Genomic DNA, 23,312 nt, shown 5'->3' on the forward strand with positions numbered 1-23,312 from the left:
TATTCGATCAGGTGTTCGGGCCCGTGGATCGGGTCGGCGTGTCGAGGTACGCGTCGAGGGTGACGGCCAGCGCGGCCTCCGGTGACGGCGCGAAGCTCGCCCCGGCCAGGCCGCCCCACAGCCACAGCTGCGCCAACCCGTGCAACGCCGCCCACAGCGATGCCGCGACCAGCCGGGGATCTGTGCCGCCGTGGCCGCCGACCGCCGCGACCAGGGCTGCGAACTCGTCGAACACCGCGCTGCTCGCCGCCGCCAGTGCCGGGTCCTCCGAGTCGATCAAGTCGCGGCGGAACATCAGCTCGAACATCGCCGGGCGCCGCAGCGCGAAGTCGACGTACGCGTGGCAGGCCGCGGTGAGCCGCTCGCGCGGGCTGCCGTCCGGGAGGTGCACACGGTGGCCGAGCAGCTCGGTGAAACCCAGCGTCGCGACGGCGGACAGCAGCTCGGCGCGGCCGGAGAAGTGGCGCAACGGCGCGCCGTGCGACACCCCGGCCGCCTTCGCGATCCCGCGCAACGTCACCGCGCCGACGCCCTCTTCGGCGAGCAGCTCCGACGCCGTCGTGATCAGGCGTTGCCGGGTGCCCACGCCTCGTCCCGGGTCATGGGGAGCAGATCCGGGCGCTTCGGGAAGAAACCGTCGCCGGGCTGGCGGCCGATCAGCCGGTTGCGCGTGCGCGTCACGGCGACCGGGACGACTTCGTGCAGCAGCCAGTGCAGGTCCGCGCGCCAGCTCCCGGGGGCCGGGGCGCCGGGCAGGGGCGCGAGCCACGCCGGGTCGGGCGCCAGGCCGAGCCGGTCGAGCACGTACGCGGCGAGCCGCCGGTGGCCGTGGGCGGACAGGTGCAGCCGGTCGGCGCCGAAGTACCGCGAGTCCGTCACGGCCTGGTCCGGCCACAGGTCGACGAGCCGTGCGCCGTAGCTGACCGCGGCTTCGCGGATCGCGTCGTTCAGCGCGACGATCCGCGGCCGCATCCGGCGGCCGAGCGGCATCCGATGGGAGACGTCGCTGAGGGTGAACGTCACGACGACCGGCGCGATCTCGGTGCAGGCGCGGATGGCGGCGTCGACCCGGCGGGCGACGGTCCGCGCGTCCCAGCCGCGGCTCATGACGTCGTTGCCGCCGCCGAAGAGCGCGATCAAGTCGGGCCGCAACCGCGTCGCCGCCGGGACCTGCTCGGGGACGATCTGGTCGAGCCGCCGTCCGCGGACCGCGAGGTTGGCGTAGCGGAAGCCGGGCTCGTCTTCGGCGAGGCGGGCCGCGACGAAGTCCGCCCAGCCGCGGTAGGCCCGCTGGTCCGGGTACGGGTCGTCGAGGCCTTCGGCGCAGCTGTCGCCGAGGACGACGAAACGGTGGTAGCTCATCCCGATCTCCGTAACCCGTGGTTCACCTTGTAGACACTGTCTATCAACTTCTGTAGACGGTGTCTACTCCGCGGTCCACGGCCGGAGCTTGGCCGGGTTCCGGATCGCCCAGATGTGCGTGATCCGGTCGTCGGCGACGTCGAAGGCGTACACGGCCACCAGCTCGTCCCCGCGCCGCAGCAGCAGGCCGGGCAGGCCGTTGACCGTGCGCTCGACCAGCGTCAGCCCGCCGGCGGAGAGGGCGGCGACGTACCGCGCGACGACCTCGCCGCCTTCGACCGGCGTCAGGGCGGCGCGGACCACGCCGCCGCCGTCCGCGGTCAACGTCGCCGCGGGGTCGAGGAGGCCGACCAGGGTGGCGATGTCTCCCGCTTCCCAGGCCTGCTTGAAGTCCCGGACCAGATCCGCCTGCCGGGTGGCCGGGGTGAGCACGGGCCGGGCCGTGCGGATGCGGCGGCGGGCCGAGGAAGCCAGCTCGCGGCACGCGCCCGGGGTGCGGCCGGTGATTTCGGCGACTTCGGCGAAGGAGTAGCCGAAGACGTCGTGCAGCACGAGCGCGACGCGCTGCGGCGGGGTCATCGCTTCGAGGGCGACGAGGAAGGCCATGCTGACCGACTCGTCGAGGGTGATCCGGTCGGCGACCGAGTCGGGCTGGTCGGGCACCGGCTCGGGCAGCCACTCGCCGACGTACCGCTCGCGTCGCGCCCGCGCCGAGCCGAGGACGTCGAGGCAGATGCGGCTGGCGACCGTCGTCAGCCACGCGCCGGGCGAGGAGATCGCTTCGCGCTGCGAAGGGGACAACGCGTACCAGCGCGCGTACGCCTCCTGTACGGCGTCCTCGGCTTCGGCCAGCGAGCCGAGCAGCCGGTAGGCGAGGTTGAGCAGGTGCGGTCGTTCGGCGACGACCGGCTCCGGTGTGGTCATGACTCCTCCGACGACACAGCGTTCCCGATCGTCAGGCCTGACGTTCCGCGGGGCCGTTTCGTCGTAGTGGTCGCACCCGACCGAACAGGGGAGAAGAGATGACCAAGATCGGAATCGTGCTGGGCAGCACCCGTCCCGGCCGCGTGGGGGACCAGGTGGCCCGGTGGGTCCACGAGCGGGCGGCCAAGCGCACCGACGCCGCGTTCGAGCTGATCGACCTGCGCGACCACCCGCTGCCCCACCTCGAGGAGCCGCCCGGTTTCTCGGGCGAGTACGCCGACGAGCGCACCAGGGCGTGGGCCCGGACCGTCGCCGCCTGCGACGGGTTCGTGCTGGTCACGCCGGAGTACAACCACTCGCTGCCCGGCGTGCTGAAGAACGCCATGGACCACGTCCACGTCGAGTGGAACGGCAAGGCGGCCGGGTTCGTCTCGTACGGCGGCGTCGGCGGCGCCCGCTCGGTCGAGCAGCTCCGGCTGGTCTGCGGGGCGCTGCAGCTGGCCGACGTCGCCCCGCAGGTGACGCTGCCGCTGGCGACGGAGTTCGAGGACCGCACGGTCTTCAAGCCGGGCGAGTACCAGGAGCCCGCGCTGGACCTGCTGCTCGACCACGTCGTCGCGTGGAGCAAGGCGATGGCGACGCTGCGGCCGGGTGACGCGGAGGCCGCGATCCGGCGCCGGCTGGACGCCGTCATCGACGGGCTGCGGAACAAGGACCTCGAGGCGCTGGGCCGCAACTACGCCCCGGACGTCGTGTCCTTCGACGTCGAACCGCCGCTGCAGCACGTCGGGACCGACGCGAAGCTGGCGAACTGGGCGAAGGTGTTCGAGATCTTCGAGAAGGTCGACTACGAGCTGCGCGACCTCGACATCGCCGTGAGCGGCGATCTCGCGGTGGGACACGGCTTCGGCCGGGTCAGCGGGACGTTGAAGAACGGCGTGGTGACCGACGGCATGTGGGTCCGGGCCACGTTCGTCTTCCGGAACACCGGTGGCGGCTGGGTGATCGTGCACGACCAGGCGTCGGTGCCGTTCGACATCGCGACCGGCAAGGGCGTGACCGACCTGGAGCCCTGACGGCGTCAGGCGAGGCGGGCGCGGTGGGCCGTCACGGCGGCCCGCCGCGGGTCCGCCGCCGGGAGCGTCTCGAGGAGCGCGTCCAGCACCGCGAGGTCGTCGACGCCGCAGGCGGTTTCCCAGAACGACCACAGCACGCCCGCGTCGCCGCTGTTCAGGGCCACCTGACGCACCTGCGCGGTGAGCGTCTCCCGCTCCTCGCGGATCGCCGGGGCCTCGGACTCCGGCAGCAGCGGGCCGCGGAAGACGCGCAGGACGTCGGCGGGCGAGCCGGTCCGCAACGACGTCTTCGCGCGGGCGAAGTCCGCGTCGACGTCGGCCGCCAGCCGGTACGGGCGCGTCTGCACCACCGACGCGCCCAGCTGGGACCGCAAGCGGTGGATCTCGGCGCGGACCGTCACCGGGTTGCCGGTCTCGCCGTAGAGCTGCAACGCCAGCCGCTCGGCCGAAAGCCCGTTCGGGTGCAGGGCGAGCAGGGTCAGGATCTCCGCGTGCCGCAACGTCAACGGCACCTCGCGACCGTCCACAGTGGTCGACCAGGCGCCGTCGGAGAGGTATTCGAGCCGCAGCCTCGCCCGGTGCGCGCCGGGTGACGACGACAGCCGGAGCAGGTAGCCCTCGTCGAGGGGTTCGACCGTCGCGAGGCGGCCGTCCGGGAGGGCCACCGTCCCGCCGCCGCGCCGGACGTCCACTGTGGACGGCAGCAGGCACGCCTGGGACGCCAGCACGCGCCCGCCCGCCGACAGCAGCGCGCCGGGGCGGCCGCGCAGGGCCTCCAGGTGCGGCATGTTGATCCGCCGCAGCCGCTCGTCGCGGACCGCGAGCTGGGCGCGCAGCTGCCCCTCCGCGAGCTGCGCCGTCGCCGTGACCAGCGACAACATCGCCGGGTGGACCGTCCGCAACGGCCCGCTGACGTCGATCGAGCCGAGCAGGACGCCGGTTTCCGGGTCGCGCACCGGCGCCGCCGCGCACGTCCACGTGTGGTAGCGGCGGACCAAGTGCTCGGCCGAGTAGATCTGCACCGGCTCCCCGGTGGCCAGCGCCGTGCCCATGGCGTTCGTGCCGATCGCCGCCTCGCTCCACTGCGTGCCCTCGGTGAGGCCGACGCGGTCGCCGCGCAGCAGCTGGCCCGCCGCACCTTCGCGCCAGAGGATCAGGCCGTCCGCGTCGGTCACGATCATCACGTGCTCGGCGTCGTCGGCGATGCTCACCAGCATCTGCCGCAGCACCGGCAGTACCGGCGCGAGCGGGTGCGCCTCGCGGAGCGCGGTGAGCGCGTCGGAGTCGTACACGAACGGGGCTTCGCCGTCATCGGGGTCGACACGGGCGGCGAGCGAGCGGCTCCACGAGTCGGAGACCACGGAGCGTGGCGGGCGCGGCCCGGGGACGCCCAGCAGCACCGCCTCACGGACGTGCGCCAGCAGCCGCGCGTACGACTCGGGGTCGCGCAGCAGCTCCGGTTCGGGCGCCTCTGCCACGTCCACCAGCGTAGAGAGCCAGCTCACAGGGCTGCAACGCGCGTGCAACGTTGCCCCGCCTACCTTCGCCGCCACCCGGGAAAACCGTCACTCCGAGCAACGAGGCAGGGAAGATGGCCCAGTACGCCGCACCGAACACCGAAGGCAGTGTCGTCAGCTTCGCACCGCGCTACGACCACTACATCGGCGGCGAGTACGTGCCGCCCGCGAGCGGCCAGTACTTCGAGAACCCGACCCCCGTCACCGGGAAGACGTTCTGCGAGATCGCCCGCGGCAACGCCGACGACGTCGAGAAGGCGCTCGACGCGGCCCACGGCGCGGCGCCCGCGTGGGGCCGGACGTCGATCGAAGAACGCGCGAACACCCTGCTCAAGATCGCCGACCGGATGGAGCAGAACCTCGAAGCGATCGCGGTCGCCGAGTCGTGGGAGAACGGCAAGCCGGTCCGAGAGACCCTCGCCGCCGACATCCCGCTGGCCATCGACCACTTCCGCTACTTCGCCGGTGCCCTGCGCGCCCAGGAGGGCGGCATCTCGCAGATCGACGAGAACACCGTCGCCTACCACTTCCACGAGCCGCTCGGCGTCGTCGGCCAGATCATCCCGTGGAACTTCCCGATCCTGATGGCGGTCTGGAAGCTCGCCCCCGCGCTGGCCGCGGGCAACGCCGTCGTGCTCAAGCCGGCCGAGCAGACCCCGGCGTCGATCCACGTGCTGATGTCGCTCATCGGCGACCTCATCCCGCCCGGCGTGGTCAACATCGTCAACGGCTTCGGCGTCGAGGCGGGCAAGCCGCTCGCCTCCAGCAACCGCGTCCGCAAGATCGCTTTCACCGGCGAGACGACGACCGGGCGGCTGATCCTGCAGTACGCCAGCGAAAACATCATCCCGGTGACCGTCGAGCTCGGTGGCAAGAGCCCGAACATCTTCTTCGACGACGTCGCCGCGGCCAACGACGCCTTCTACGACAAGGCGCAGGAAGGCTTCGCGCTCTTCGCGCTGAACCAGGGCGAGGTCTGCACGTGCCCGTCGCGGGTGCTGATCCAGTCCGGCATCTACGACAAGTTCCTCGGCGACGCCGTCGAGCGCGTCCGCAAGATCAAGCAGGGCCACCCGCTCGACACCGAGACGATGATCGGCGCGCAGGCCTCGAACGACCAGCTCGAGAAGATCCTGTCCTACATCGACATCGGCAAGCAGGAGGGCGCCGAGATCCTCACCGGCGGCGCGCGCAGCGACCTCGGCGGCGAGCTGTCCGGCGGCTACTACGTCGAGCCGACGGTGTTCGCCGGCGACAACAAGATGCGGATCTTCCAGGAGGAGATCTTCGGCCCGGTCGTGTCGGTGACGAAGTTCGACGACTACGCCGACGCGCTCAAGATCGCCAACGACACGCTGTACGGCCTGGGCGCCGGTGTCTGGTCGCGGGACGGCAACGTCGCCTACCGCGCCGGCCGCGACATCCAGGCGGGCCGCGTCTGGGTGAACAACTACCACGCCTACCCGGCGCACGCGGCCTTCGGCGGCTACAAGGCCTCCGGCATCGGCCGGGAGACGCACAAGATGATGCTGGACCACTACCAGCAGACGAAGAACCTGCTCGTCTCCTACTCCGACCAGGCGCTCGGGTTCTTCTGATGACCGAGCGCGTCGATCTGACACCGGCCGCCGCGGACCTGCTGCGGCGGTTGGTGTCGCTCCACGGGCCGGTGATGTTCCACCAGTCCGGCGGCTGCTGCGACGGCAGCGCCCCGATGTGCTACCCGGCCGGGGAGTTCCGCACCGGCGCGTCGGACGTGCTGTTGGGTGACCTCGAGGTCGAGGGCATCGACGACGTGCCGGTGTGGATGTCGGGGCCGCAGTTCGCGTACTGGAAGCACACGCACCTGACGATCGACGTCGTGCCCGGGCGCGGGAGCGGGTTTTCCCTGGAGGCGCCCGAAGGTGTGCGCTTCCTGATCCGCTCCCGCCTGCTCACCGACGAGGAATCGGCGGCGCTGAACTGACGGCGGCGAACAAGGCCGTGGCGAGTGCCAGCCCCTCCCGGGCGACCGGGGCGAGCAGGTGCTCGTCGGGCGCGTGCTGCAGGCACCCCGGGTAGGAGTGCGGCAGCCACAGCGTCGCCAGGCCGAGGACGTCGGTGAAGACGTGGTTCGGCAGGCCGCCGCCGAAGTTCGGCAGCAGCGTGACGGGCTTCTCGGCGACGCCGTCGAGAGCCTGTCGCGCCCAGCTCACCCACGGGTCGTCGACCGGCGTCCGGCTGGCGAGGAAGGTGGCGTCGGCGGTGACGCCGACCATCGGAAAGCCGCGGGTGGCCAGGTGTTCGCGGATCGCGGGCGCGACGGCGCCGACGTCGGTGCCCGCGACGTACCGCAGTTGCAGGACCGCTCGCGCCCGGCCGGGGATCGCGTTCACCGGGCGGCCGGGGTCGCCCGCGCCGAGCGCGAGCACCTCGAGGGTGTTCCAGCCGTAGAGCCGTTCGGCGGGCGTCAGCCGTTGGTCGCCCCAGGTTTCGTCAGACGCGTCGACGACCACGTCGGCCAGCGCCGCGCGCACGGTGTCCGGCAGCTCCGGCGGCAGCAGTTCCGGGATCTGGATGCGGCCGTGGCCGTCGACCAGGCTCGCGATCGCCCCGGCGAGCGTCGCGGCCGGGTTGCGCAGGACCCCGCCCCAGTTGCCGGAGTGGTAGGCGTCCGGGCGCAGGTCGACGTCGAGGGTGATCCGGACGCCGCCGCGGGCGCCGAGGAACAGCGTCGGCGTCGCCGCGTCGAGGCGCGGGCCGTCGGAGGCGATCAGGACGTCGGCGCCGAGCAGGTTCCGGTGCCGCGCCGCGAACTCCGTGAGCCCGGGCGAGCCGATCTCCTCGCCGGTCTCGAAGAGGAACTTCAGGTTGAAGCCGAGCGTGCCGCGCTCTTCGAGGAGCAGCCGCAACGCCGTGAGGTTGATCAGGTGCTGCCCCTTGTTGTCGGCCGTGCCGCGGCCGTACCAGCGGTCGCCGTCCGCGGTGAGCGTCCACGGGTCGAGCCCGTCGCGCCACTGCCCGGCTTCGCCGACGACGTCGGCGTGGCCGTAGCAGAGCAGCGTCGGCAGGTCATCCCCTTCGGTGCGGACGCCGACGAGGAACGGGCCGCCCGCCGGGTCCGGGTTCGGGTGCGTGGTCACCTCACAGCCGAGGGCCTTGAGCCTGGGTGTCAGGACCTCGTCGAGGTAGGCCTCGATGGCAACACGGCCCTCGGGCGCGTCGCTCACCGTGGGGTAGCTGACGAGCGTGGCCAGTTCGGCGAAGAAAGCACCGGAGTCGACGTGGGCGCGGGCCTTGCCGAGCAGATCCATGCCGCCAGCCTAGATGCCGGAAAGTAAACGAACGGTCGTGCTATCTTCTCCCCATGGAGCTTGCGGGCGTGTACGTGGGAGAGCCGAGTGTGCTGGGGTACCGCCGGGAGCGGCCGGTGCTGAGCGCGATCACCAAGACGCGGGTCACGGCGCCCGAGCTGGCCCTGACCGAGCTGAACCTCGACGGCGACCGGCAGGCCGACCTCACCGTGCACGGCGGGGTCGACAAAGCCGTTTACGTCTATCCCGCCGAGCACTACCCGGCCTGGGCGGCGGACGGCTTCGAGGCTTCGGTCGCCGACTTCGGGGAGAACGTGTCGCTGCGCGGGGTCACCGAGGAGGACGTCCGGATCGGGGACGTCTGGGCTTGGGGTGACGCGCTCGTGCAGGTCTCGCAGCCGCGGCAGCCGTGCTTCAAGCTCGCGATGAAGACCGGCCGCAAGGACGTCACGCCGTTGATGATCGACTCCGGGCGCAGCGGCTGGTACCTGCGCGTGCTGCGGCCGGGCACGGTGCCGACGTCCGGGCCGATCGAGCTGGCCGAGCGCTCGGACGGCCCGACGATCACCGAGGTGTACCTCATTTCGTTCGCCAACTACGGGCAGCTGCCCGAGGACAAGGTCGAGGCGGCGCTGGAGCTCGCCGACCGCGTGCTGGCGGCCCCCGCGCTCTCGGCGTCCTACCGCGACGGCGTCCAGTCCACTGTGGACCGCTGGCGGGCGCGGCGTGCCGGGTGACGGCCGCATCGCCCGCGGCGACGCGACCCGGCGGCTGGTCCTGCGCCGCGCGGTCGACGTCGCTTCGGTGGACGGCCTGGAGGGGCTGTCGCTCGGCAGGCTCGCCACCGAGCTGGAGCTGAGCAAGAGCGGCGTGTTCGCGCTGTTCGGCTCGAAGGAAGAGCTGCAGCTCGCGACGATCGAGGCGGCGCTGGAGATCTTCGCGTCGCACGTGACCACCCCGGCTCGGGCGGTCCCGCCGGGCCTGCCGAGGCTGCGGGCGATCTGCGAGAAGTGGCTCGACTACTCGGAAAAGCGAGTCTTCCCGGGCGGGTGCTTCTTCTTCAACGTCGGCGCGGAGTTCGACGCGCGCCCCGGCCGGGTCCACGACGCGGTGGCGTCGGCGAGCGGCTCGTTCGCGGCGTTCATCCGCCAGACTTGCCGCGACGCGGTCGCCCTGGGCCACCTGGACACGGATCCCGAGGTCCTGGCGTTCGAGCTGCACGCACTGGGCCGAGCGGCCAACGCGGACGCCGTCCTGAACGCCGACCCCACGGCCTACCAATTGGCCCGCCGAGCCATCCACGCTCGCCTGGGGCTCGCGAGTGAATAACAGTGTTCTAACACTGTTATTCACTCACGAGCGTCAGCGCCAGTCCACCTGCGGGGAGCGGTAGAAGTTGATTCCCTGTGCCGTCCAGCGGGGGGACTGTTTGGCCAGGCGGGTGCGGTAGGCGTCCCAGTTGTGGGTGGCTCGCGGGGACCAGCCGATTTCGGCGATGCCTGGCAGGCGCGGGAACGCCATGTACTCGATGTCGTCGCTGGTGCGGATCGTCTCCGTCCACAGCGGGGCTTCCACGCCCGCGACCTGGTTTTCGCCGACGCCGGTGACCAGGGAGGCGGGGTCCCAGTCGTAGCCGTTGCGGACCTCGATCAGCGCCGCCCAGTCCTGGCCCAGCGGGGTCGACGGGTCGTATTTCATGTCCAGGTACGCGTAGTTCGCCGGGGACATCAGGATCTTGCTGCCCCTCGCCGCCGCAGCCGCGACCGATGCGTTGTCCCCACCGAAGTCCCAGTACTGCGGGACGGCCGAAGCGGGCGGGTTCGACTTCGCGATCTCGTGCCAGCCGGTGACCCGCTTGCCGTACTTGGCGACGATCGGCTGCACCTTCTGTTCGAACGCGAGGTAGTCCGCGGGCGGCGTCGAGTGCGCTTCGTCGCCGCCGATGTGCAGGAACGGGCCGGGCGTGATGGCCGCCAACTCGCGGACGACGTCCTCGACGAACTTGTACGTGATCGGCGAGGAGATGCACAGCGAGCTGTAGCCGACCTCGGTGTCGGTGCGGACCGGGACGGCCTTGCCGTCGCAGTTCAGCTCCGCGTACGTCGACTGCGCCGCGTTCGTGTGGCCCGGCATGTCGATCTCCGGGATCACCGTGATGTGCCGCGAAGCCGCGTACGCGACGATGTCCTTGTACTGCGCCTGCGTGTAGTAGCCGCCCGGGTCGCCGTCGACCGCGGTCAGCCCGCCGACCGTCGCCAGCTTCGGCCAGCTCTTGATCTCGATGCGCCAGCCCTGGTCGTCGGCCAGGTGCAGGTGCAGCGTGTTGACCTTGTACTGGGCGATCTGGTCGATGTACAGCTTGACCTGGTCCGGCTTGAAGAAGTGCCGGGCGACGTCGAGCATCGCGCCGCGATCGGCGAAGCGCGGGTAGTCGAGGATCGTGCCGCCGGCGACGGTCCACGTCCGGTGCTGCACGCGCTTCGCCTCGATCGCCGACGGCAGCAGCTGCCGCAGCGACTGGACGCCTTCGAAGAGCCCGTCGGCCGTGTTGGCCGTCAGGGTGACGCCGTCGCGGGCGACCTTCAGTTCGTAACCCTCGGTGCCGATCCGGGCGTCGTGGCCCAGCCGCAGGGAAATCGCGGGCAGGCCGACGGCGTGCGGCACGACCGGCAGCGGGTAGCCGGTGGCGGGACGCAGCAGCCCGCGCAGGTAGTCCGCGACCTGGCCGGCACCGCGGTCGGCGGCGATCACGGTGAACGGCGTGAGCCGGAAGTCGCTCTTCGGGTCGGCCTTCGCCGAGACGGGCGCCGGGACGACGTCGGTCACTCCGCGTTCGGGGGCGGCCGGGGCCGCGGTCGCGGAAGCGGGCATGGCGACCGCCGCGAGACTCACGACAACCGCGGTCAAGACGGCTCTGGACAAGCGCATCGGGGCACCTCCGGTCGGGGACTCCTCTCAAAGGTACAGACCAGCCGGTGCATTTGGAACAGTACTTAACGAAGGGCCTGCCGGATCGCCTCGAGCACGTTCGGGTCCTCGATCGTGGACGGCACCGGCTCGTCCCGGCCGTCGGCGATCGCCCGCATCGTCTTGCGCAGGATCTTGCCCGACCGCGTCTTCGGCAACGCGTCTACAATGGACACGTCACGGAACGCGGCGACCGGGCCGATGTCCCGGCGGACCATGGCCACCAGCTCTTCACGCAGCTGTGCCCCGGGGATGTCCGCGCCCGCCTTCAGCACGACGAACCCGCGCGGCAGCTGGCCCTTGAGCTGGTCGGCGACGCCGATCACGGCGCACTCGGCGACGGCCGGGTGCGAGGCCAGCACGGCCTCCATCGAACCGGTGGAGAGCCGGTGCCCGGCGACGTTGATGACGTCGTCGGTGCGGCCCATGACGAACAGGTAGCCGTCCTCGTCGAGGTAACCCGAGTCGCCGGTGAGGTAGTAACCCTCGTAGCGCGAGAGGTAGGCCTCGCGGAAGCGCTCGTCGTCACCCCACAGCGTCGGCAGCGAGCCGGGCGGCAGCGGCAGCTTCACCGTGATCGCCCCTTCGCGCCCGGCGGGCAGCTCCTCGCCCGCCTGGTCGAGGATCCGGACGTCCCAGCCGGGGACGGGCTTGGTCGCGGACCCGGCCTTGACCTCCATCGGCTCCAGGCCGCGCGGGTTGGCCGCGATCGGCCAGCCGGTCTCGGTCTGCCACCAGTGGTCGATCACCGGCGTGCCCAGCTTCTCGTGCGCCCAGTGGTAGGTCTCGGGGTCGAGCCGCTCACCCGCCATGAACAGGGTGCGGAACTGCTTGAGGTCGTACTTCGCCAGCTCGCGGGCGTCCGGGTCGACCTTCTTGACGGCCCGCAGTGCGGTCGGCGCGGTGAACAGCGCCTGGACGCCGTGCTCGGCGATGACCCGCCAGAACGCGCCCGCGTCCGGCGTGCCGACCGGCTTGCCCTCGTACATGACTGTGGTCGCCCCGACCAGCAGTGGCGCGTACACGATGTAGGAGTGCCCGACGACCCAGCCGACGTCGGACGCCGTCCACCAGATGTCGCCCGCGTGGATGTCGTAGACGGCGTCCATCGAGTAGGCGAGCGCGACGGCGTGGCCGCCGGTGTCGCGGACGACGCCCTTCGGCTTCCCGGTCGTCCCGGACGTGTAGAGGATGTAGAGCGGGTCGGTGGCCGCGACCGGCACCGGGTCGGCCGGGTCCGCGCTCGCGGCCAGCTCACGCCAGTCGCGGTCGCGCGACGTCAGCTGGGCCGGGGCCTGCTCGCGCTGCAGCACGACGACGTGGTCGGGCTGGTGCTCGGTCATCCCGAGCGCGGCCTCGATGATCGGCTTGTACTCGACGACCCGGGTCGGCTCGATGCCGCAGGAAGCGGCCAAGATCACCTTCGGCTTCGCGTCCTCGATCCGGGCGGCCAGCTCCTTCGGCGCGAACCCGCCGAAGACCACGGAGTGCACCGCGCCGATCCGCGCGCAGGCCAGCATCGCGATCGCCGCCTCCGGCACCATCGGCAGGTAGACGATCACGCGGTCACCCTTCGTGACGCCCAGTGAGGTGAGCGCCCCGGCGAAGCGCGCGACCGTGTCCCGCAGCTCCTCGTAGGTGTAGGTGCGAGCTCGCCCGGTCACGGGAGAGTCCCAGATCAGCGCGGCCTGGCCGCCGCGCCCGGCCTCGACGTGCCGGTCGAGCGCGTTGTACGACGTGTTCAGCTCGGCGTCGGGGAACCACCGGTAGAAGGGCGGGTTCGCGTCGTCGAGGGCCCGTTCCGGGGGCCTCGTCCAGGTGATTTTCCGTGCCGCTTCCAGCCAGAACGCGTCCGGTTCGGCCAGGCTCCGCCGATGGGCTTCGGAGTACGCGCCCATGCCCCGCTCCTTCGCGTCGAATGTCCCGCCGGGACCCATCATGGCGCGGGAGCGGCGGGCCCGCCGGATTCCGGGCAGGCTGGAGACCCGGCAACCTCACGGCGGCCGCGAGCGTCCTAAGCTGGACCGCGGGAAAACACCGCGTGACGGTACGAAGAGAACACGGACAGTGAGGGGAGCCCGTCGGTGAACGGACTCGCGAGCGCGTTGCTCTCGCTAGCCCATTCCTTGTTCGGCCCGGGCTTCTGCCCCGGCGACTGGGTCTGGGCCACGAGTGCGGCCGGCGCGCTCGTCGCACTGCTGCCGCCGATCGGCGCGCTGGCCGTGTCGATCATCCGGAAGGGCACCGGCAACCGCTACGACGCGACCACGCTGGGCGTCTTCGGCGCGATCGGCCTGGTCAGCACGCTGGTGCTGCCGTGGCTGCTGTCCAACGGCGTCTCGGGGGTCTTCCGCGCGGCGTGGGCCGGGCAGCCGTCCGGGCTCGGCGCGGAGGCGTCGACGCTGGCCAGCGGCTCCTGCTGGGTCGACAGCCAGAAGGACTACCTCGGCGGCGGGCAGACCGTCTTCGACGTGCTGTCCTCGCAGAACGGCAAGGACATCCCGTTCTTCGTGTACCTGCTCGGCTTCATCGTGCTGTGGGCGGGCTCGCTGCTCTTCGTGATGCTGCAGGGCCGCACGGCGTTCCGCCGCGGCCCGAAGTGGCCGTCCCGGTTCTTCTGGATCCCGTTCGCCGCGATGGTCGCCTTCAGCGTCGGCATGGAGGCCAACACCGCGCTGCACTTCTGGCTCGGGTTCCTGCCGTTCAGCGTGCTGGGCCTGATCCCGGTCGCGATGGTCGGGCCGCCGCCGTGGTCGGTGATCAACCGGCCGGACGCCCCGCCGCGGCGGGAGCCCGAGCCGCACCGGCCGCCGCCGTCGCAGGTCCAGCCGCGGCCGACCCCGCCGCCCCCGCCTCCGCCACCGGTCAACAAGCCGTACCCGAAGACGGCGCTGGCGTCCGCGCCCGAGCCGCCGCCGATGGCGGGCGCGCTGGCCGCGGCACCCGGCCCGATCCCGCCGCCGCCCGGCTCGCGCAACGCCGGCGGCAGCCGCTACCGGCGGATGAAGCAGCTCGGCGCGGGTGGGTTCGGCACGGTCTGGCAGGCCGTCGACACCCAGCTCAATCGCACGGTCGCGCTGAAGATCGCGCACGCGCCGGACCGCGACACCGCCGAGCGCATGCAGCGCGAGGCCCGCGCGCTGGCCGTGGTCAGCCACCCGAACTGCGTCAAGGTGTACGACCTGGTCGAGGAGCCGGACGGGCTCGCGCTGGTGATGGAGTACCTCGAGGGCCGTCCGCTGGCCGAGCTGGTCGACGGCCAGGGCCCACTGGACGACGTCGCCGCCGGCCGTCTGTGGGCGACGATGGCGGGCGCACTCGCGGCGGCGCACGAGAAGGGCGTCCTGCACCGCGACATCAAGCCGTCGAACATCGTCCTCGACCCGAGCGGCCTGGCCCACCTCATCGACTTCGGCATCGCCCGCAGCCAGGGCGACTCGAAGATGACGGCGACCGGGATGATGATCGGCACGCCCGACTTCGTCGCCCCGGAGCAGGCGATGGGCGCGGTGGCCTCCCCGGCGTCGGACGCGTGGCAGCTGGCGGCGACGATCAGCTACGCGCTGTCCGGCCAGCCCCCGCGCGGCACCCGCGAGACGCCGATGGCGGCCCTGATGGCGGCGGCCCGCGCGGAGCCGGTGTCCCGGCTGCCGCAGCGGAGTGCGCACGCACGGCTGCTGGCGGCGTCGCTGGACCCGGAGCCGCGTCGGCGTCCGACGTTGAACTCGGTGCGGCGCGAGGTCGAGGGCTGGCTGTCGCGGGCGGGCAAGTCCGCGGACGGCCCGGTGACGCGCGTCGTGCCCCGCCAGCCGGGGAGCCAGCTGCCCCGCCGCTAGCCGCGTCGTGAGTGTTTAGGGCGGTTCTAACCGCCCTAAACACTCACGACGGCTTGACGGCCCCGAACTCCACCCGCTCCTTCGGCCGCGTCTTCACCTTGACCTGCTCGAATCCGGCCCGCTCGAGACGGCCCGGCAGGGTGGCGGCGTCGAGGACGTTCATGGTGTCGCCGAGGTGCAGGAGGCGGAACCGGAAGCTGAGCTGGCTGTCCGTGCCGCAGAACGTCCCGCCCGGCCGCAGCACCCGGGCGGCCTCGGCGAAGATCGCGTCCTGCAGCGCGGTCGTCGGGACGTGGTGCAGCATCGTGAAGCAGACGACCGCCGAGAAGCGGCCGTCCGCGAAGGGCATCTCGGCGCCACTGCCCTCGTGGACGTCGGCGCGGCCGCCGAACTCGTCCCGCAGCAGCGCGGTCGACGCGGGGTCGATCTCCAGGATCGTCAGCTTCGGGACGACGTCGAGCAGCACCTTCGTGGTGGCGCCGAAGCCGGGGCCGATCTCGAGGACGTCGTCGCCGAGGTCGCGCTTGGCCAGCCATGGCGTCAGGCGCTCCTCGACCGTGTCCGCCCACTTCGCGGAGCTGCAGATCTTGCGGTGGATGAGGTTCATCGGCATTCGTCCGACGCTATTTCGGCCTGATCCTGGCCGGTAGCCGATACCCTGACAACCGATGTCGCGAACCGGTCAAATCGGCGCCATGCTGCTGGGCGAGTTCGACCTGCCGGCGGGCACGTGGTTCCCGTGGCACGAACACCCGGTGCACCAGCTGGTCTGGTCGGCCCGCGGGGTGGTGGCGGTCAAGTCGGGCGACGCGGGCTGGGTCCTGCCGCCGACGCGCGCGCTCTGGATCCCGGCGGGCGTCTGCCACCGCACGGGCGCGCTCGGCCGGGCGGCGCTGCGCGGGATCTACGCGGACCCGGCGCTGTCGCCGGTGTCGTGGCCGTCGCCGCGGATGGTGGTGGTCCGGCCGCTGCTGCGGGAGCTGCTGGAGTACCTGACCGGGGACGGCGTGGCCCCGGCGGCCCGCCTGCGCGCCGAGGCGGTGGCGTTCGACCTGCTGGAGCCCCTCGACGTGGTGCCGATCGTGGTGCCGTCCCCGGCCGACCCGCGGGCGCTCGACGTGGAGACGGCGTTGCTCGCGAACCCGGCGGACGCGCGAAGCCTGGCGGAGTTCGGCCATGACGTGGGCGCGGCGGAACGGACGTTGGCGCGGATCTTCGTCCGGGAGTGCCGGATGCCGTTCGGGACGTGGCGCACGCAGGTGCGGTTGCGTGCGGCGTTGCCGCTGCTGGCCGAGGGCACGCCGTTGGAGACGGTGGCGTACCGGGTCGGGTACAGCTCGGCGAGCGCGTTCGTCGCGGCCTTCCGGCGCGCGGTCGGCGTGACGCCGGGGGCGTACTTCGCGGGCTGACCGCGGCTGCGCTTCAAGCGCCCCAATGTGGCCTTCGGTGCGTGAGACGCAACCAAGGCGGCCTTCGGTGCGCAAGACGCAACCAAGGCCACATTGGGGCGCTTGGGTCAGCGCCAGGAGGGGAGCCAGCGCTCGGCTTCCCACTGGCCGTTCGTGATCGCGATGCCGTTCAGGATCGGCCACAGCCAGGCGAAGTTCGCCACCACAAGCCCGACGTACAACGACACCACCAGCAACCCCGTGCCGCGTCTCTCGAACCCGCGCCGCGCGCTGCCGAGGATCTGGCCGAGGCACAACGTCAACCCCAGCACCAGGAACGCGGCCAACGGCGTCGCGTAGAAGAAGTACATCTGGCGGTCGATGTTGGTGAACCAGAAGACGTACCCGCCGAGGTAGCCGACCAGGACCGCCGCGTAGCGCCAGTCCGCGCGGAAGATCGAGCGCCAGGCCGACCACGCCAGCATCGGGATCGCCAGCCACCACATCGCCGGCGTGCCGATCAGCATCGTCGCGCTGACGCAGCGGGCCTCGCCGCAGCCGGTGGCCTCGCCGTTGTAGCTGTAGAGCATCGGGCGCAGCCCCATCGGCCACGTCCACGGCTTCGACTCCCACGGGTGCGGGTTGTCCTTCGGCGTGACCAGCGTTTCGTGGAAGTGCAGGACGTTGCCCGTGTAGTCGGCGAGCGACCGCAGCGACGCCGGGACCCACGACCAGATGCCCGGCGCGATGTCCTTGATCTCCGTGTAGTGCCGGTCGGTCGCCGTCTCGCTGGCGAACCACGCCCAGTACGCGCCGAGGTACATCAGGAACGGGACGAGCAGGATCGCCCACAGCGCCGGGAGCACGTCCCGGCGGATCGTGCCCAGCCACGGCCGCTCGACGCCGGCCGCGCGGCGGGCCGCGACGTCGAAGAACACGCACAGCAGGCCGAACGCCACGATGTAGTACAGCGCCGACCACTTGACGCCGAAGGTGAGCCCGATCATCAGCCCGGTCGCGAACCGCCACCAGCGGAATCCCAGCTTAGGGCCCCACACGGACTCGTTGACCCAGCCCTCGCGCACCGCCGTCGCCAGCCGCTCGCGCACCTGGTCGCGGTCGACCAGCAGGCAGGCGAACGCGGCGAACACGAACAGCGCGATGAAGATGTCGAGCATGCCCATCCGCGACTGCAGGTGCAGCACGCCGTCGCTGATGACGAGGATGCCCGCGATGGCGCCGAGCAGCGTCGAGCGCGTGAGCCGCCGGGCGACGCGCACGACCAGGAAGATGATCAACGTGCCCGCCAGCGCCGGCATGATCCGCCAGCCCCAGCCGTTGTAGCCGAAGAGCCACTCGCCGATCGCGATCAGCTGCTTCGCCAGCGGCGGGTGGACGACCAGTTCGTAGCCGTAGTTGTCCTCGTAACCGCCGTTGCGCAGCATCTGCCAGGCCTGCGGCACGTAGTGCTTCTCGTCGAAGACCGGGCTGCCCTTGTCGGTCGGGACGCCGAGGTTCTGCAGGCGGACGATGCCGCCGATGACGGTCAGCACGATCGTGACGACCCAGCCGCGCAGCCGGTCGGTCGGCATGCCGCGGCCGAGCAGGGTCACTTCGCGGTCGGTGGGCGGCCGGAGCGCCTCCACCGGGTCCGGCCGGACGCTCTCGTCGTCGGGACGGGTCAGCACGGCGGTCACGGGGGCGATCCTACGGGCGAGGCGGGGCGTGCGTCGTGGGGATCCGCTGATCAGCCTAGGCTGGCCCGGTGACCCAGGGCCGTCTGATCCTCGCCGCCACCCCGCTCGGCGACGTCCGCGACGCGTCGCCGCGGCTGGCCGAAGCGCTGGCCGAGGCCGACGTCGTGGCCGCCGAGGACACGCGCCGCCTGCGGTCGCTGGCCGCGGCGCTGGAGGTCGTCCCGCGCGGCCGGGTGGTGAGCTTCTACGAAGACGTCGAGACGGCGCGGCTGCCCAAGCTGCTCGAATCGCTGCGCGCGGGCGAGTCGGTGGTGCTGGTGACGGACGCCGGGATGCCCAGCGTGTCCGACCCGGGTTTCCGGCTGGTCGCGGCGTGCGTCGAGGCCGAGATCCCGGTGACGTGCCTGCCCGGCCCGTCCGCGGTGACGACGGCGCTCGCGTTGTCCGGCCTGCCGTGCGACCGGTTCTGCTTCGAGGGGTTCGCGCCGCGCAAGCCGGGTGAGCGGGCGAAGTGGCTGGCGGCGTTGCGGGACGAGCCGCGGACGGCGGTGTTCTTCGAGTCGCCGCACCGGCTGGGCTCGTTGCTGGCGGACGCGGCCGCGGCGCTGGGCGGGGACCGGCGGGCCGCGGTGTGCCGCGAGCTGACGAAGACCTACGAAGAGGTGAAGCGCGGTTCGCTCGCGTCGTTGGCGGAGTGGGCGGCCGACGGCGTCCGCGGCGAGATCACGGTGGTCCTCGAAGGCGCGGCCCCGCGCGCGGTCTCGGTGCCGGACCTGGTGGCCGAGGTGGCGGCCAGGGTGGCGGCGGGCGAACGCCTGAAGTCCGCGGCGGCGGAGGTCGCCGAGGCGACCGGAGTGTCCAAAAAGGAGCTTTACGACGCGGTGCTGGCCGCGCGGAAAGCGAACTGAACCTCGCGAAATGTCCGGTTTGGACGGTTGGTCGCGTGTGAGCTCGGAATTAAGCCATTCGGCCGCTTCCACCTGACCCGATCATCAGCAATCGTTTTGCTGGGCGCGACCGGGGGTGGACCGGTCGCGGAGTGAGGGGAATCTTCGCGTGGCTTCCGTTGTGCGTTCTTCGCGGCTGAGATCCAGACGTGCTGTGCTTTTCCTCGTGCTGGCCGTGGCGTTCGGGATCATCCCCGCCACGGCCTTCGTACGTCCGGCGCCGGCCGCCGCCGACACCGTCGCGCAGGTGCCGGACACCGCGCCCGACGAGGCGACCGCGGCCCGCTACGCCGGGCAGGGCCGCAAGCGCGTCCAGGTCATGGACCAGACCACCGAGGCCACCGAGACGTTCGCGAACCCGGACGGCACGCTGACCCGCACCCAGCACCTGCGCCCGGTGCGCGTCAAGCAGGGCACCGGGTGGACCACCCCGGACTCGACGCTCGCGGCGAAGGACGGCGTCCTCGCCCCGAAGGCGGCGACGACCGGGATCACCCTGTCCGCGGGCAAGCAGCGCACGACGAAGGCCGTCGGCGCGCAGCCGCTCCTGCGCCTGGACCGCGACGGGACGACGGCCGGGTTCGACTGGCCCGGCGTGCTTCCCGAGCCGGTCGTCGACGGCTCGATGGCCACCTACCCCGAGGTGCTGCCGGGCGTCGACCTGCGGGTCCAGGTCGACGTCGACACGGTGCACGAAGTCGTCGTCGTCAAGACGCCCGCGGCCGCGAAGAGCGTCGCGAAGCTCGGCTTCGGCGTGCCGGTAGCGAATGGCACCCTCGCGAAGGACGCCGACGGCACTCTGCGCGTCCGCGACGCGAAGGGCGTCGAGAAGTTCAGCGCGCCGCCCGCGACCATGTGGGACTCCTCGGGCTTCGACCCCGACGGCCGTGACTTCGTCCGCGGCCCGGCGCCGGGCGGGCGGAAGGCCGCGGTCGGCGAAGACCTCGTCGGCGCGAAGCTGACGCTGACCCCGGACCAGGCGCTGCTCACCGGAGCCGACACCGTCTACCCCGTCTACATCGACCCGACCTGGCACGACAACTACTGCACGGCCTGCGGCCGGAACCACTACCTGGTCCAGTACGCCTGCGGCTCGGGCAAGACGCCCGGCGACGCCGTCTGGGACAGCGACGACAACCTCCGCGCGGGGTACTTCTACGACACCAACTCGAGTTGCAGCGGACACCTCGTCACGGCGCGCTCCTTCGTCGAGATGAACCTCGGCGGGCTGTCCGGGAAACTCATCTACGGGGCCCAGCTCACCTTGAGCTTGACCAACCCCGGCAACTGCTCGGCGAGCAACAACATCGTCTGGGCCGGCGGAATCAGTTCCGGGCTGAAGTTCAACAGCGGCCCGCCGTGGTGGCAGACGGTCGCGACCGTCGCGGGCTGCCCGACCAACGTCGGGTTCGACATCACCAGCACGATCCGGAGCGCGATCAGCTCGCCGACGTGGACGTTCGGCATCGTGTCGCCGGACGAGAACAACCAGGCGACGTGGAAGCGGTACTCGACGCAGGTCGGGTTCTCGGTCACCTACAACTCGCCGCCCAACCAGCCGAAGAACCTCGCGCTCTTCAACGGAACCCAGTCCTACCCGTGCGTCATGGGCGCTTCGCGGCCGGTCATCGGGCCGACGAGCACCGGGTACATCACCCGCGCGAACGTCTCCGACCCGGACGGCTACGCGCTGGACGCCCGCTTCCGCGTCTACAAGGGACTCGTCTCCTCGGGCAGCTACACCTGGACGGGCTCGGAGTGGGGTTCGGACAACATCGTCAGCGACCCGAACACGGCGAACCGGAACGCGGCCGCAACCCTGCCGAAGACCCAGATGAACGCCGACGGCTTCTACTCGTGGGACGTCCACGCGACGGACGGCCGCGAGACGTCGTGGGCGGTGCCGTGCGAGGTCGAAGTCGAACTGACTCCGCCAGCCGCGCCGGGCGTGGCCTCGCAGACGTACCCGGCGGGTGCGTACGGCGGTGGCCCCGGCCGCGCCGGTGACTTCACCTTCACGGTGGCGAACTCGCCGACCACGGTGGACCACTACGTCTGGAAGCTGGACAACACGGCCGCGCCGAGCTGCAACGGCACCGAGGCGGGCACCGTGAAACCCCCGGCGTTCAACGGGCCCGGCACCGCGGCGATCGCGCCGGGCACTTCGGGTCCGCACGTGCTCAGCGCGTGGGCGTGCAACCGGGCGAAGACGCCGTCGACGCGCGTCGACTACGCGTTCACCGTGAAGGACGCCGCGGCTCCGGTCGCGGCGTGGCAGTTCGAGGGTGACGGCCGGTCGCAGGTGAGCGGCCTGCGTTACGCGGGTGCGGGCACGGGTGCCTTCGCCGCGGGCAAGCTCGGCCAGGCGGCCGCGCTCTCCGGCCAGGCCGGGGACTACTTCGCGACGCCGACCCGGATCGTCGACACCACGAAGTCGTTCGCCGTCTCGGCCTGGGTGAACGCCGCCGACCTGACCGGCAAGCGGGCCGTGCTGTCCCAGGACGGCGACCAGACCAGCGGGTTCGCCCTGCAGTACCTGGACACCGGCAAGTGGGCGTTCAGCCTGAGCAGCGCCGACGTCGCCAGTCCGACGGTGACATCGGCCGTGTCGTCGGCCGCGGGTTCGGCCGCGACGTGGACCCACCTCACCGGCGTGTACGACGCCGCGGCGCACACGGCGTCGCTGTACGTCGACGGGGCGCTCCAGCAGACGGTTTCGGCCACCGCGCCGAACGTGACCGGCCCGCTGGTCCTGGGTGCCGCCAAGTCTGCCGGGGCCCGCGGCTCCCTCTTCAAGGGTGGCCTCGACGAAGCCGTCGTGTTCAGCCGGGCGCTGACCGCGGCCGAGGTCGGCACGCTTTACGGCGCCACTGGCGTCCCGACGGGGTTGCCCGCCATCCGTGAGTACACATTGGACGGTGACCCGAAGGACGCCACCGGCACCGAGAACACGCTGACGCTGAAGAACGTCGCGTACGGGCCGGGGTATTCGGACTCGGCGGGCCAGTCCGCCACCGAGGACGCCATCGGGCACGGGAGCGGGCAGGGCCTGGTCGACCAGGGACCCGGCTACGCCACGACGTCGGCGCCGGTCGTCGACAGCTCGCAGAGCTTCACCGTTTCCGCGTGGGTGAAACCGAAGGACGCGAACTACTACACGCTGGCCGGGCAGATGGGCACCAAGGGCAACGCCTTCCAGCTCAGCATGTCCGACACGACCATCGGGCTGGGGGTCAGCACCACCGACACCGCCGACCCGACCGCCGCCGGGTGGCGGTGGGCGACCGGGCCGATCACCGGCCACGTCGGCGTCTGGACGCACGTGACCGGGACCTACGACGCGGTGACCGGCAAGGAACGGTTCTACCTCGACGGGGTGCTGGCCGGCGAAGTGAACATCGCCGCCGGAACGGTGTGGCGCGCCACCGGCCCGTTCACCGTCGGCAAGGTGGCCGACCAGGACCTGGGCGTCTACAACGGATCGATCGACCAGGTCCAGGTCTGGGACCGGGCGCTGCCCGCCGCCGAGATCGCCGGGCTCGCGAACACCGCGGTGCTGCGGGCGAACGTCCAGCTGGACGGTTCGACGGCCGACGGGGTCAGCGGCTCGGCGCTGACGCCGGCCGGCGGGGTCACGATGACCACCGACGACGCCGGGGCGAACGTCGCCCGGTTCGACAACTCGTGGACCGGCCAGCTGACCGGCGCCCGGCCGGAGAACCTCCGCAGCGACCGGAGCTTCACCGTCGAGGCCTGGGTGAAGCACCGGTGGACGGCCGAGGACGCGGCGGCCGCGGCCCAGGCGGACCCGTCCAGCGGGGGCGTTGACCGGCCCGGACGGCAGGCCGTGTCGGTGGACTCGGCGACGTTCTCGCCGTACATGCTCGGCTACAACGCGGACACGAAGGACGCTTCCGGCGTCTACCACCCGCGCTGGCAGTGGACGTTGCCGACGTCGACGGCGACGCCGGCGTCACCGCAGGCGTACTTCGTCCTCTCGCCCGCCGATGTGGTGAACAACGAGTGGACGCACCTGACGGGTACCTACGACGCGGTGACGAAAACGGCGTGCCTCTACGCCGCGACCGACGAGTACCAGTACACGCCGAACTGCCAGCCGAACGTGACCGGCTGGAACGGTGCCGACCCCCTCGAAGGGCTGCTGCTGGGCGCCACCGAGTGGGCCGGGCAGCACGGCGGGCACTGGTACGGCGACCTCCGCGGCGTCCGCCTGTACACCGGGCTGCTCGACATGCAGCACATCAACGCCGACGTCGTCCTCGACCACCCGTAACAGCCGGCTCC

Annotated in this window: 18 protein-coding genes; 9 read left to right on the forward strand and 9 right to left on the reverse strand. The window is 71.7% G+C overall.

Translation table 11 applies throughout. The annotated features are described in order from the left end of the window. Nucleotides 1-7: 7 nt before the first annotated feature. The 3 genes from QP939_RS21155 to sigJ form a co-directional block, all read right to left on the reverse strand. The gene (locus QP939_RS21155) at nucleotides 8-586 is read right to left on the reverse strand and encodes a TetR/AcrR family transcriptional regulator (protein ID WP_285458528.1); all 579 of its coding nucleotides are present in this window, start codon (nucleotides 584-586) and stop codon (nucleotides 8-10) included. Then, complete coding sequence (locus tag QP939_RS21160) at nucleotides 565-1,362, reverse strand: SGNH/GDSL hydrolase family protein (protein ID WP_285458529.1); 798 nt, start codon at nucleotides 1,360-1,362, stop codon at nucleotides 565-567. Before QP939_RS21160 ends, QP939_RS21155 begins: the two co-directional genes overlap by 22 nt. A gap of 63 nt (nucleotides 1,363-1,425) precedes the next feature. Further along, nucleotides 1,426-2,286 carry an RNA polymerase sigma factor SigJ gene (gene sigJ, locus QP939_RS21165; RefSeq protein ID WP_285458530.1) on the reverse strand — a complete coding sequence of 287 codons (861 nt, stop codon included), beginning with the start codon at nucleotides 2,284-2,286 and terminating at the stop codon, nucleotides 1,426-1,428. A gap of 98 nt (nucleotides 2,287-2,384) precedes the next feature. Between sigJ and QP939_RS21170 the strand changes: the two genes are divergently transcribed. After that, complete coding sequence (locus tag QP939_RS21170; RefSeq protein ID WP_285458531.1) at nucleotides 2,385-3,362, forward strand: NAD(P)H-dependent oxidoreductase; 978 nt, start codon at nucleotides 2,385-2,387, stop codon at nucleotides 3,360-3,362. 5 nt (nucleotides 3,363-3,367) lie between these two features. Here QP939_RS21170 and QP939_RS21175 read toward each other — a convergent pair whose 3' ends face one another. Further along, nucleotides 3,368-4,840: a GAF domain-containing protein gene (locus QP939_RS21175; protein WP_414641943.1), complete on the reverse strand. Its 1,473-nt coding sequence runs from the start codon at nucleotides 4,838-4,840 to the stop codon at nucleotides 3,368-3,370. Nucleotides 4,841-4,953: 113 nt separating this feature from the next. Here QP939_RS21175 and adh point away from each other — a divergent pair, with 113 nt between their 5' ends. Further along, nucleotides 4,954-6,477, forward strand: a complete 1,524-nt coding sequence (gene adh / locus QP939_RS21180; RefSeq protein ID WP_285458533.1) for an aldehyde dehydrogenase — start codon at nucleotides 4,954-4,956, stop codon at nucleotides 6,475-6,477. After that, nucleotides 6,477-6,845: a DUF779 domain-containing protein gene (locus tag QP939_RS21185; protein ID WP_285458534.1), complete on the forward strand. Its 369-nt coding sequence runs from the start codon at nucleotides 6,477-6,479 to the stop codon at nucleotides 6,843-6,845. Before adh ends, QP939_RS21185 begins: the two co-directional genes overlap by 1 nt. Here the strand turns inward: QP939_RS21185 and QP939_RS21190 are convergent. Further along, on the reverse strand, nucleotides 6,814-8,172 hold the full coding sequence (locus QP939_RS21190) for a M20 family metallopeptidase (RefSeq protein ID WP_285458535.1): 1,359 nt from the start codon (nucleotides 8,170-8,172) through the stop codon (nucleotides 6,814-6,816). The genes QP939_RS21185 and QP939_RS21190 overlap by 32 nt on opposite strands. A gap of 53 nt (nucleotides 8,173-8,225) precedes the next feature. Here QP939_RS21190 and QP939_RS21195 point away from each other — a divergent pair, with 53 nt between their 5' ends. Both QP939_RS21195 and QP939_RS21200 read left to right on the forward strand, forming a co-directional pair. Further along, complete coding sequence (locus QP939_RS21195) at nucleotides 8,226-8,909, forward strand: MOSC domain-containing protein (RefSeq protein ID WP_285458536.1); 684 nt, start codon at nucleotides 8,226-8,228, stop codon at nucleotides 8,907-8,909. Beyond that, nucleotides 8,899-9,501: a TetR/AcrR family transcriptional regulator gene (locus QP939_RS21200; protein ID WP_285458538.1), complete on the forward strand. Its 603-nt coding sequence runs from the start codon at nucleotides 8,899-8,901 to the stop codon at nucleotides 9,499-9,501. The genes QP939_RS21195 and QP939_RS21200 overlap by 11 nt, the downstream gene beginning before the upstream one ends. Nucleotides 9,502-9,534: 33 nt before the next feature. Here the strand turns inward: QP939_RS21200 and QP939_RS21205 are convergent, their stop codons facing one another. Further along, nucleotides 9,535-11,100 (reverse strand): beta-N-acetylhexosaminidase, encoded by a 1,566-nt coding sequence (locus QP939_RS21205; protein WP_285458539.1) that lies wholly within the window; start codon nucleotides 11,098-11,100, stop codon nucleotides 9,535-9,537. Nucleotides 11,101-11,165: 65 nt separating this feature from the next. After that, on the reverse strand, nucleotides 11,166-13,037 hold the full coding sequence (locus QP939_RS21210) for a propionyl-CoA synthetase (protein WP_285458540.1): 1,872 nt from the start codon (nucleotides 13,035-13,037) through the stop codon (nucleotides 11,166-11,168). A 186-nt stretch (nucleotides 13,038-13,223) separates the two neighbouring features. On the opposite strand from QP939_RS21210, the gene QP939_RS21215 reads away from it, so the two are divergent. Further along, the gene (locus QP939_RS21215; RefSeq protein ID WP_285458541.1) at nucleotides 13,224-14,975 is read left to right on the forward strand and encodes a serine/threonine-protein kinase; all 1,752 of its coding nucleotides are present in this window, start codon (nucleotides 13,224-13,226) and stop codon (nucleotides 14,973-14,975) included. Nucleotides 14,976-15,018: 43 nt separating this feature from the next. Here QP939_RS21215 and QP939_RS21220 read toward each other — a convergent pair whose 3' ends face one another. Further along, entirely contained in the window at nucleotides 15,019-15,588 is a 570-nt protein-coding gene (locus QP939_RS21220) for a class I SAM-dependent methyltransferase (RefSeq protein WP_285458542.1), read from the reverse strand. An 82-nt stretch (nucleotides 15,589-15,670) separates the two neighbouring features. Here QP939_RS21220 and QP939_RS21225 point away from each other — a divergent pair, with 82 nt between their 5' ends. Then, nucleotides 15,671-16,384 carry an AraC family transcriptional regulator gene (locus QP939_RS21225; RefSeq protein ID WP_285459808.1) on the forward strand — a complete coding sequence of 238 codons (714 nt, stop codon included), beginning with the start codon at nucleotides 15,671-15,673 and terminating at the stop codon, nucleotides 16,382-16,384. A 107-nt stretch (nucleotides 16,385-16,491) separates the two neighbouring features. Here the strand turns inward: QP939_RS21225 and QP939_RS21230 are convergent, their stop codons facing one another. After that, on the reverse strand, nucleotides 16,492-18,060 hold the full coding sequence (locus tag QP939_RS21230) for a dolichyl-phosphate-mannose--protein mannosyltransferase (protein ID WP_285458543.1): 1,569 nt from the start codon (nucleotides 18,058-18,060) through the stop codon (nucleotides 16,492-16,494). Nucleotides 18,061-18,128: 68 nt separating this feature from the next. On the opposite strand from QP939_RS21230, the gene rsmI reads away from it, so the two are divergent. Both rsmI and QP939_RS21240 read left to right on the forward strand, forming a co-directional pair. Further along, nucleotides 18,129-18,968, forward strand: a complete 840-nt coding sequence (rsmI, locus tag QP939_RS21235) for a 16S rRNA (cytidine(1402)-2'-O)-methyltransferase (protein WP_285458544.1) — start codon at nucleotides 18,129-18,131, stop codon at nucleotides 18,966-18,968. 193 nt (nucleotides 18,969-19,161) lie between these two features. Next, nucleotides 19,162-23,301, forward strand: coding sequence for a LamG-like jellyroll fold domain-containing protein (locus QP939_RS21240; RefSeq protein ID WP_285458545.1), 4,140 nt, complete (start codon nucleotides 19,162-19,164; stop codon nucleotides 23,299-23,301). Nucleotides 23,302-23,312 lie beyond the last annotated feature (11 nt).

This window comes from Amycolatopsis nalaikhensis, from assembly GCF_030264295.1.
GTDB lineage: Bacteria > Actinomycetota > Actinomycetes > Mycobacteriales > Pseudonocardiaceae > Amycolatopsis > Amycolatopsis nalaikhensis.

Coding starts and splice junctions, on each gene's coding strand:
- QP939_RS21160 (WP_285458529.1), bottom strand. CDS start 1,362: ATGAGCTACCACCGTTTCGTCGTCCTCGGCGACAGCTGCGCCGAAGGC.
- sigJ (WP_285458530.1), bottom strand. CDS start 2,286: ATGACCACACCGGAGCCGGTCGTCGCCGAACGACCGCACCTGCTCAAC.
- QP939_RS21170 (WP_285458531.1), top strand. CDS start 2,385: ATGACCAAGATCGGAATCGTGCTGGGCAGCACCCGTCCCGGCCGCGTG.
- adh (WP_285458533.1), top strand. CDS start 4,954: ATGGCCCAGTACGCCGCACCGAACACCGAAGGCAGTGTCGTCAGCTTC.
- QP939_RS21185 (WP_285458534.1), top strand. CDS start 6,477: ATGACCGAGCGCGTCGATCTGACACCGGCCGCCGCGGACCTGCTGCGG.
- QP939_RS21190 (WP_285458535.1), bottom strand. CDS start 8,172: ATGGATCTGCTCGGCAAGGCCCGCGCCCACGTCGACTCCGGTGCTTTC.
- QP939_RS21195 (WP_285458536.1), top strand. CDS start 8,226: ATGGAGCTTGCGGGCGTGTACGTGGGAGAGCCGAGTGTGCTGGGGTAC.
- QP939_RS21205 (WP_285458539.1), bottom strand. CDS start 11,100: ATGCGCTTGTCCAGAGCCGTCTTGACCGCGGTTGTCGTGAGTCTCGCG.
- QP939_RS21210 (WP_285458540.1), bottom strand. CDS start 13,037: ATGGGCGCGTACTCCGAAGCCCATCGGCGGAGCCTGGCCGAACCGGAC.
- QP939_RS21220 (WP_285458542.1), bottom strand. CDS start 15,588: ATGCCGATGAACCTCATCCACCGCAAGATCTGCAGCTCCGCGAAGTGG.
- QP939_RS21225 (WP_285459808.1), top strand. CDS start 15,671: ATGCTGCTGGGCGAGTTCGACCTGCCGGCGGGCACGTGGTTCCCGTGG.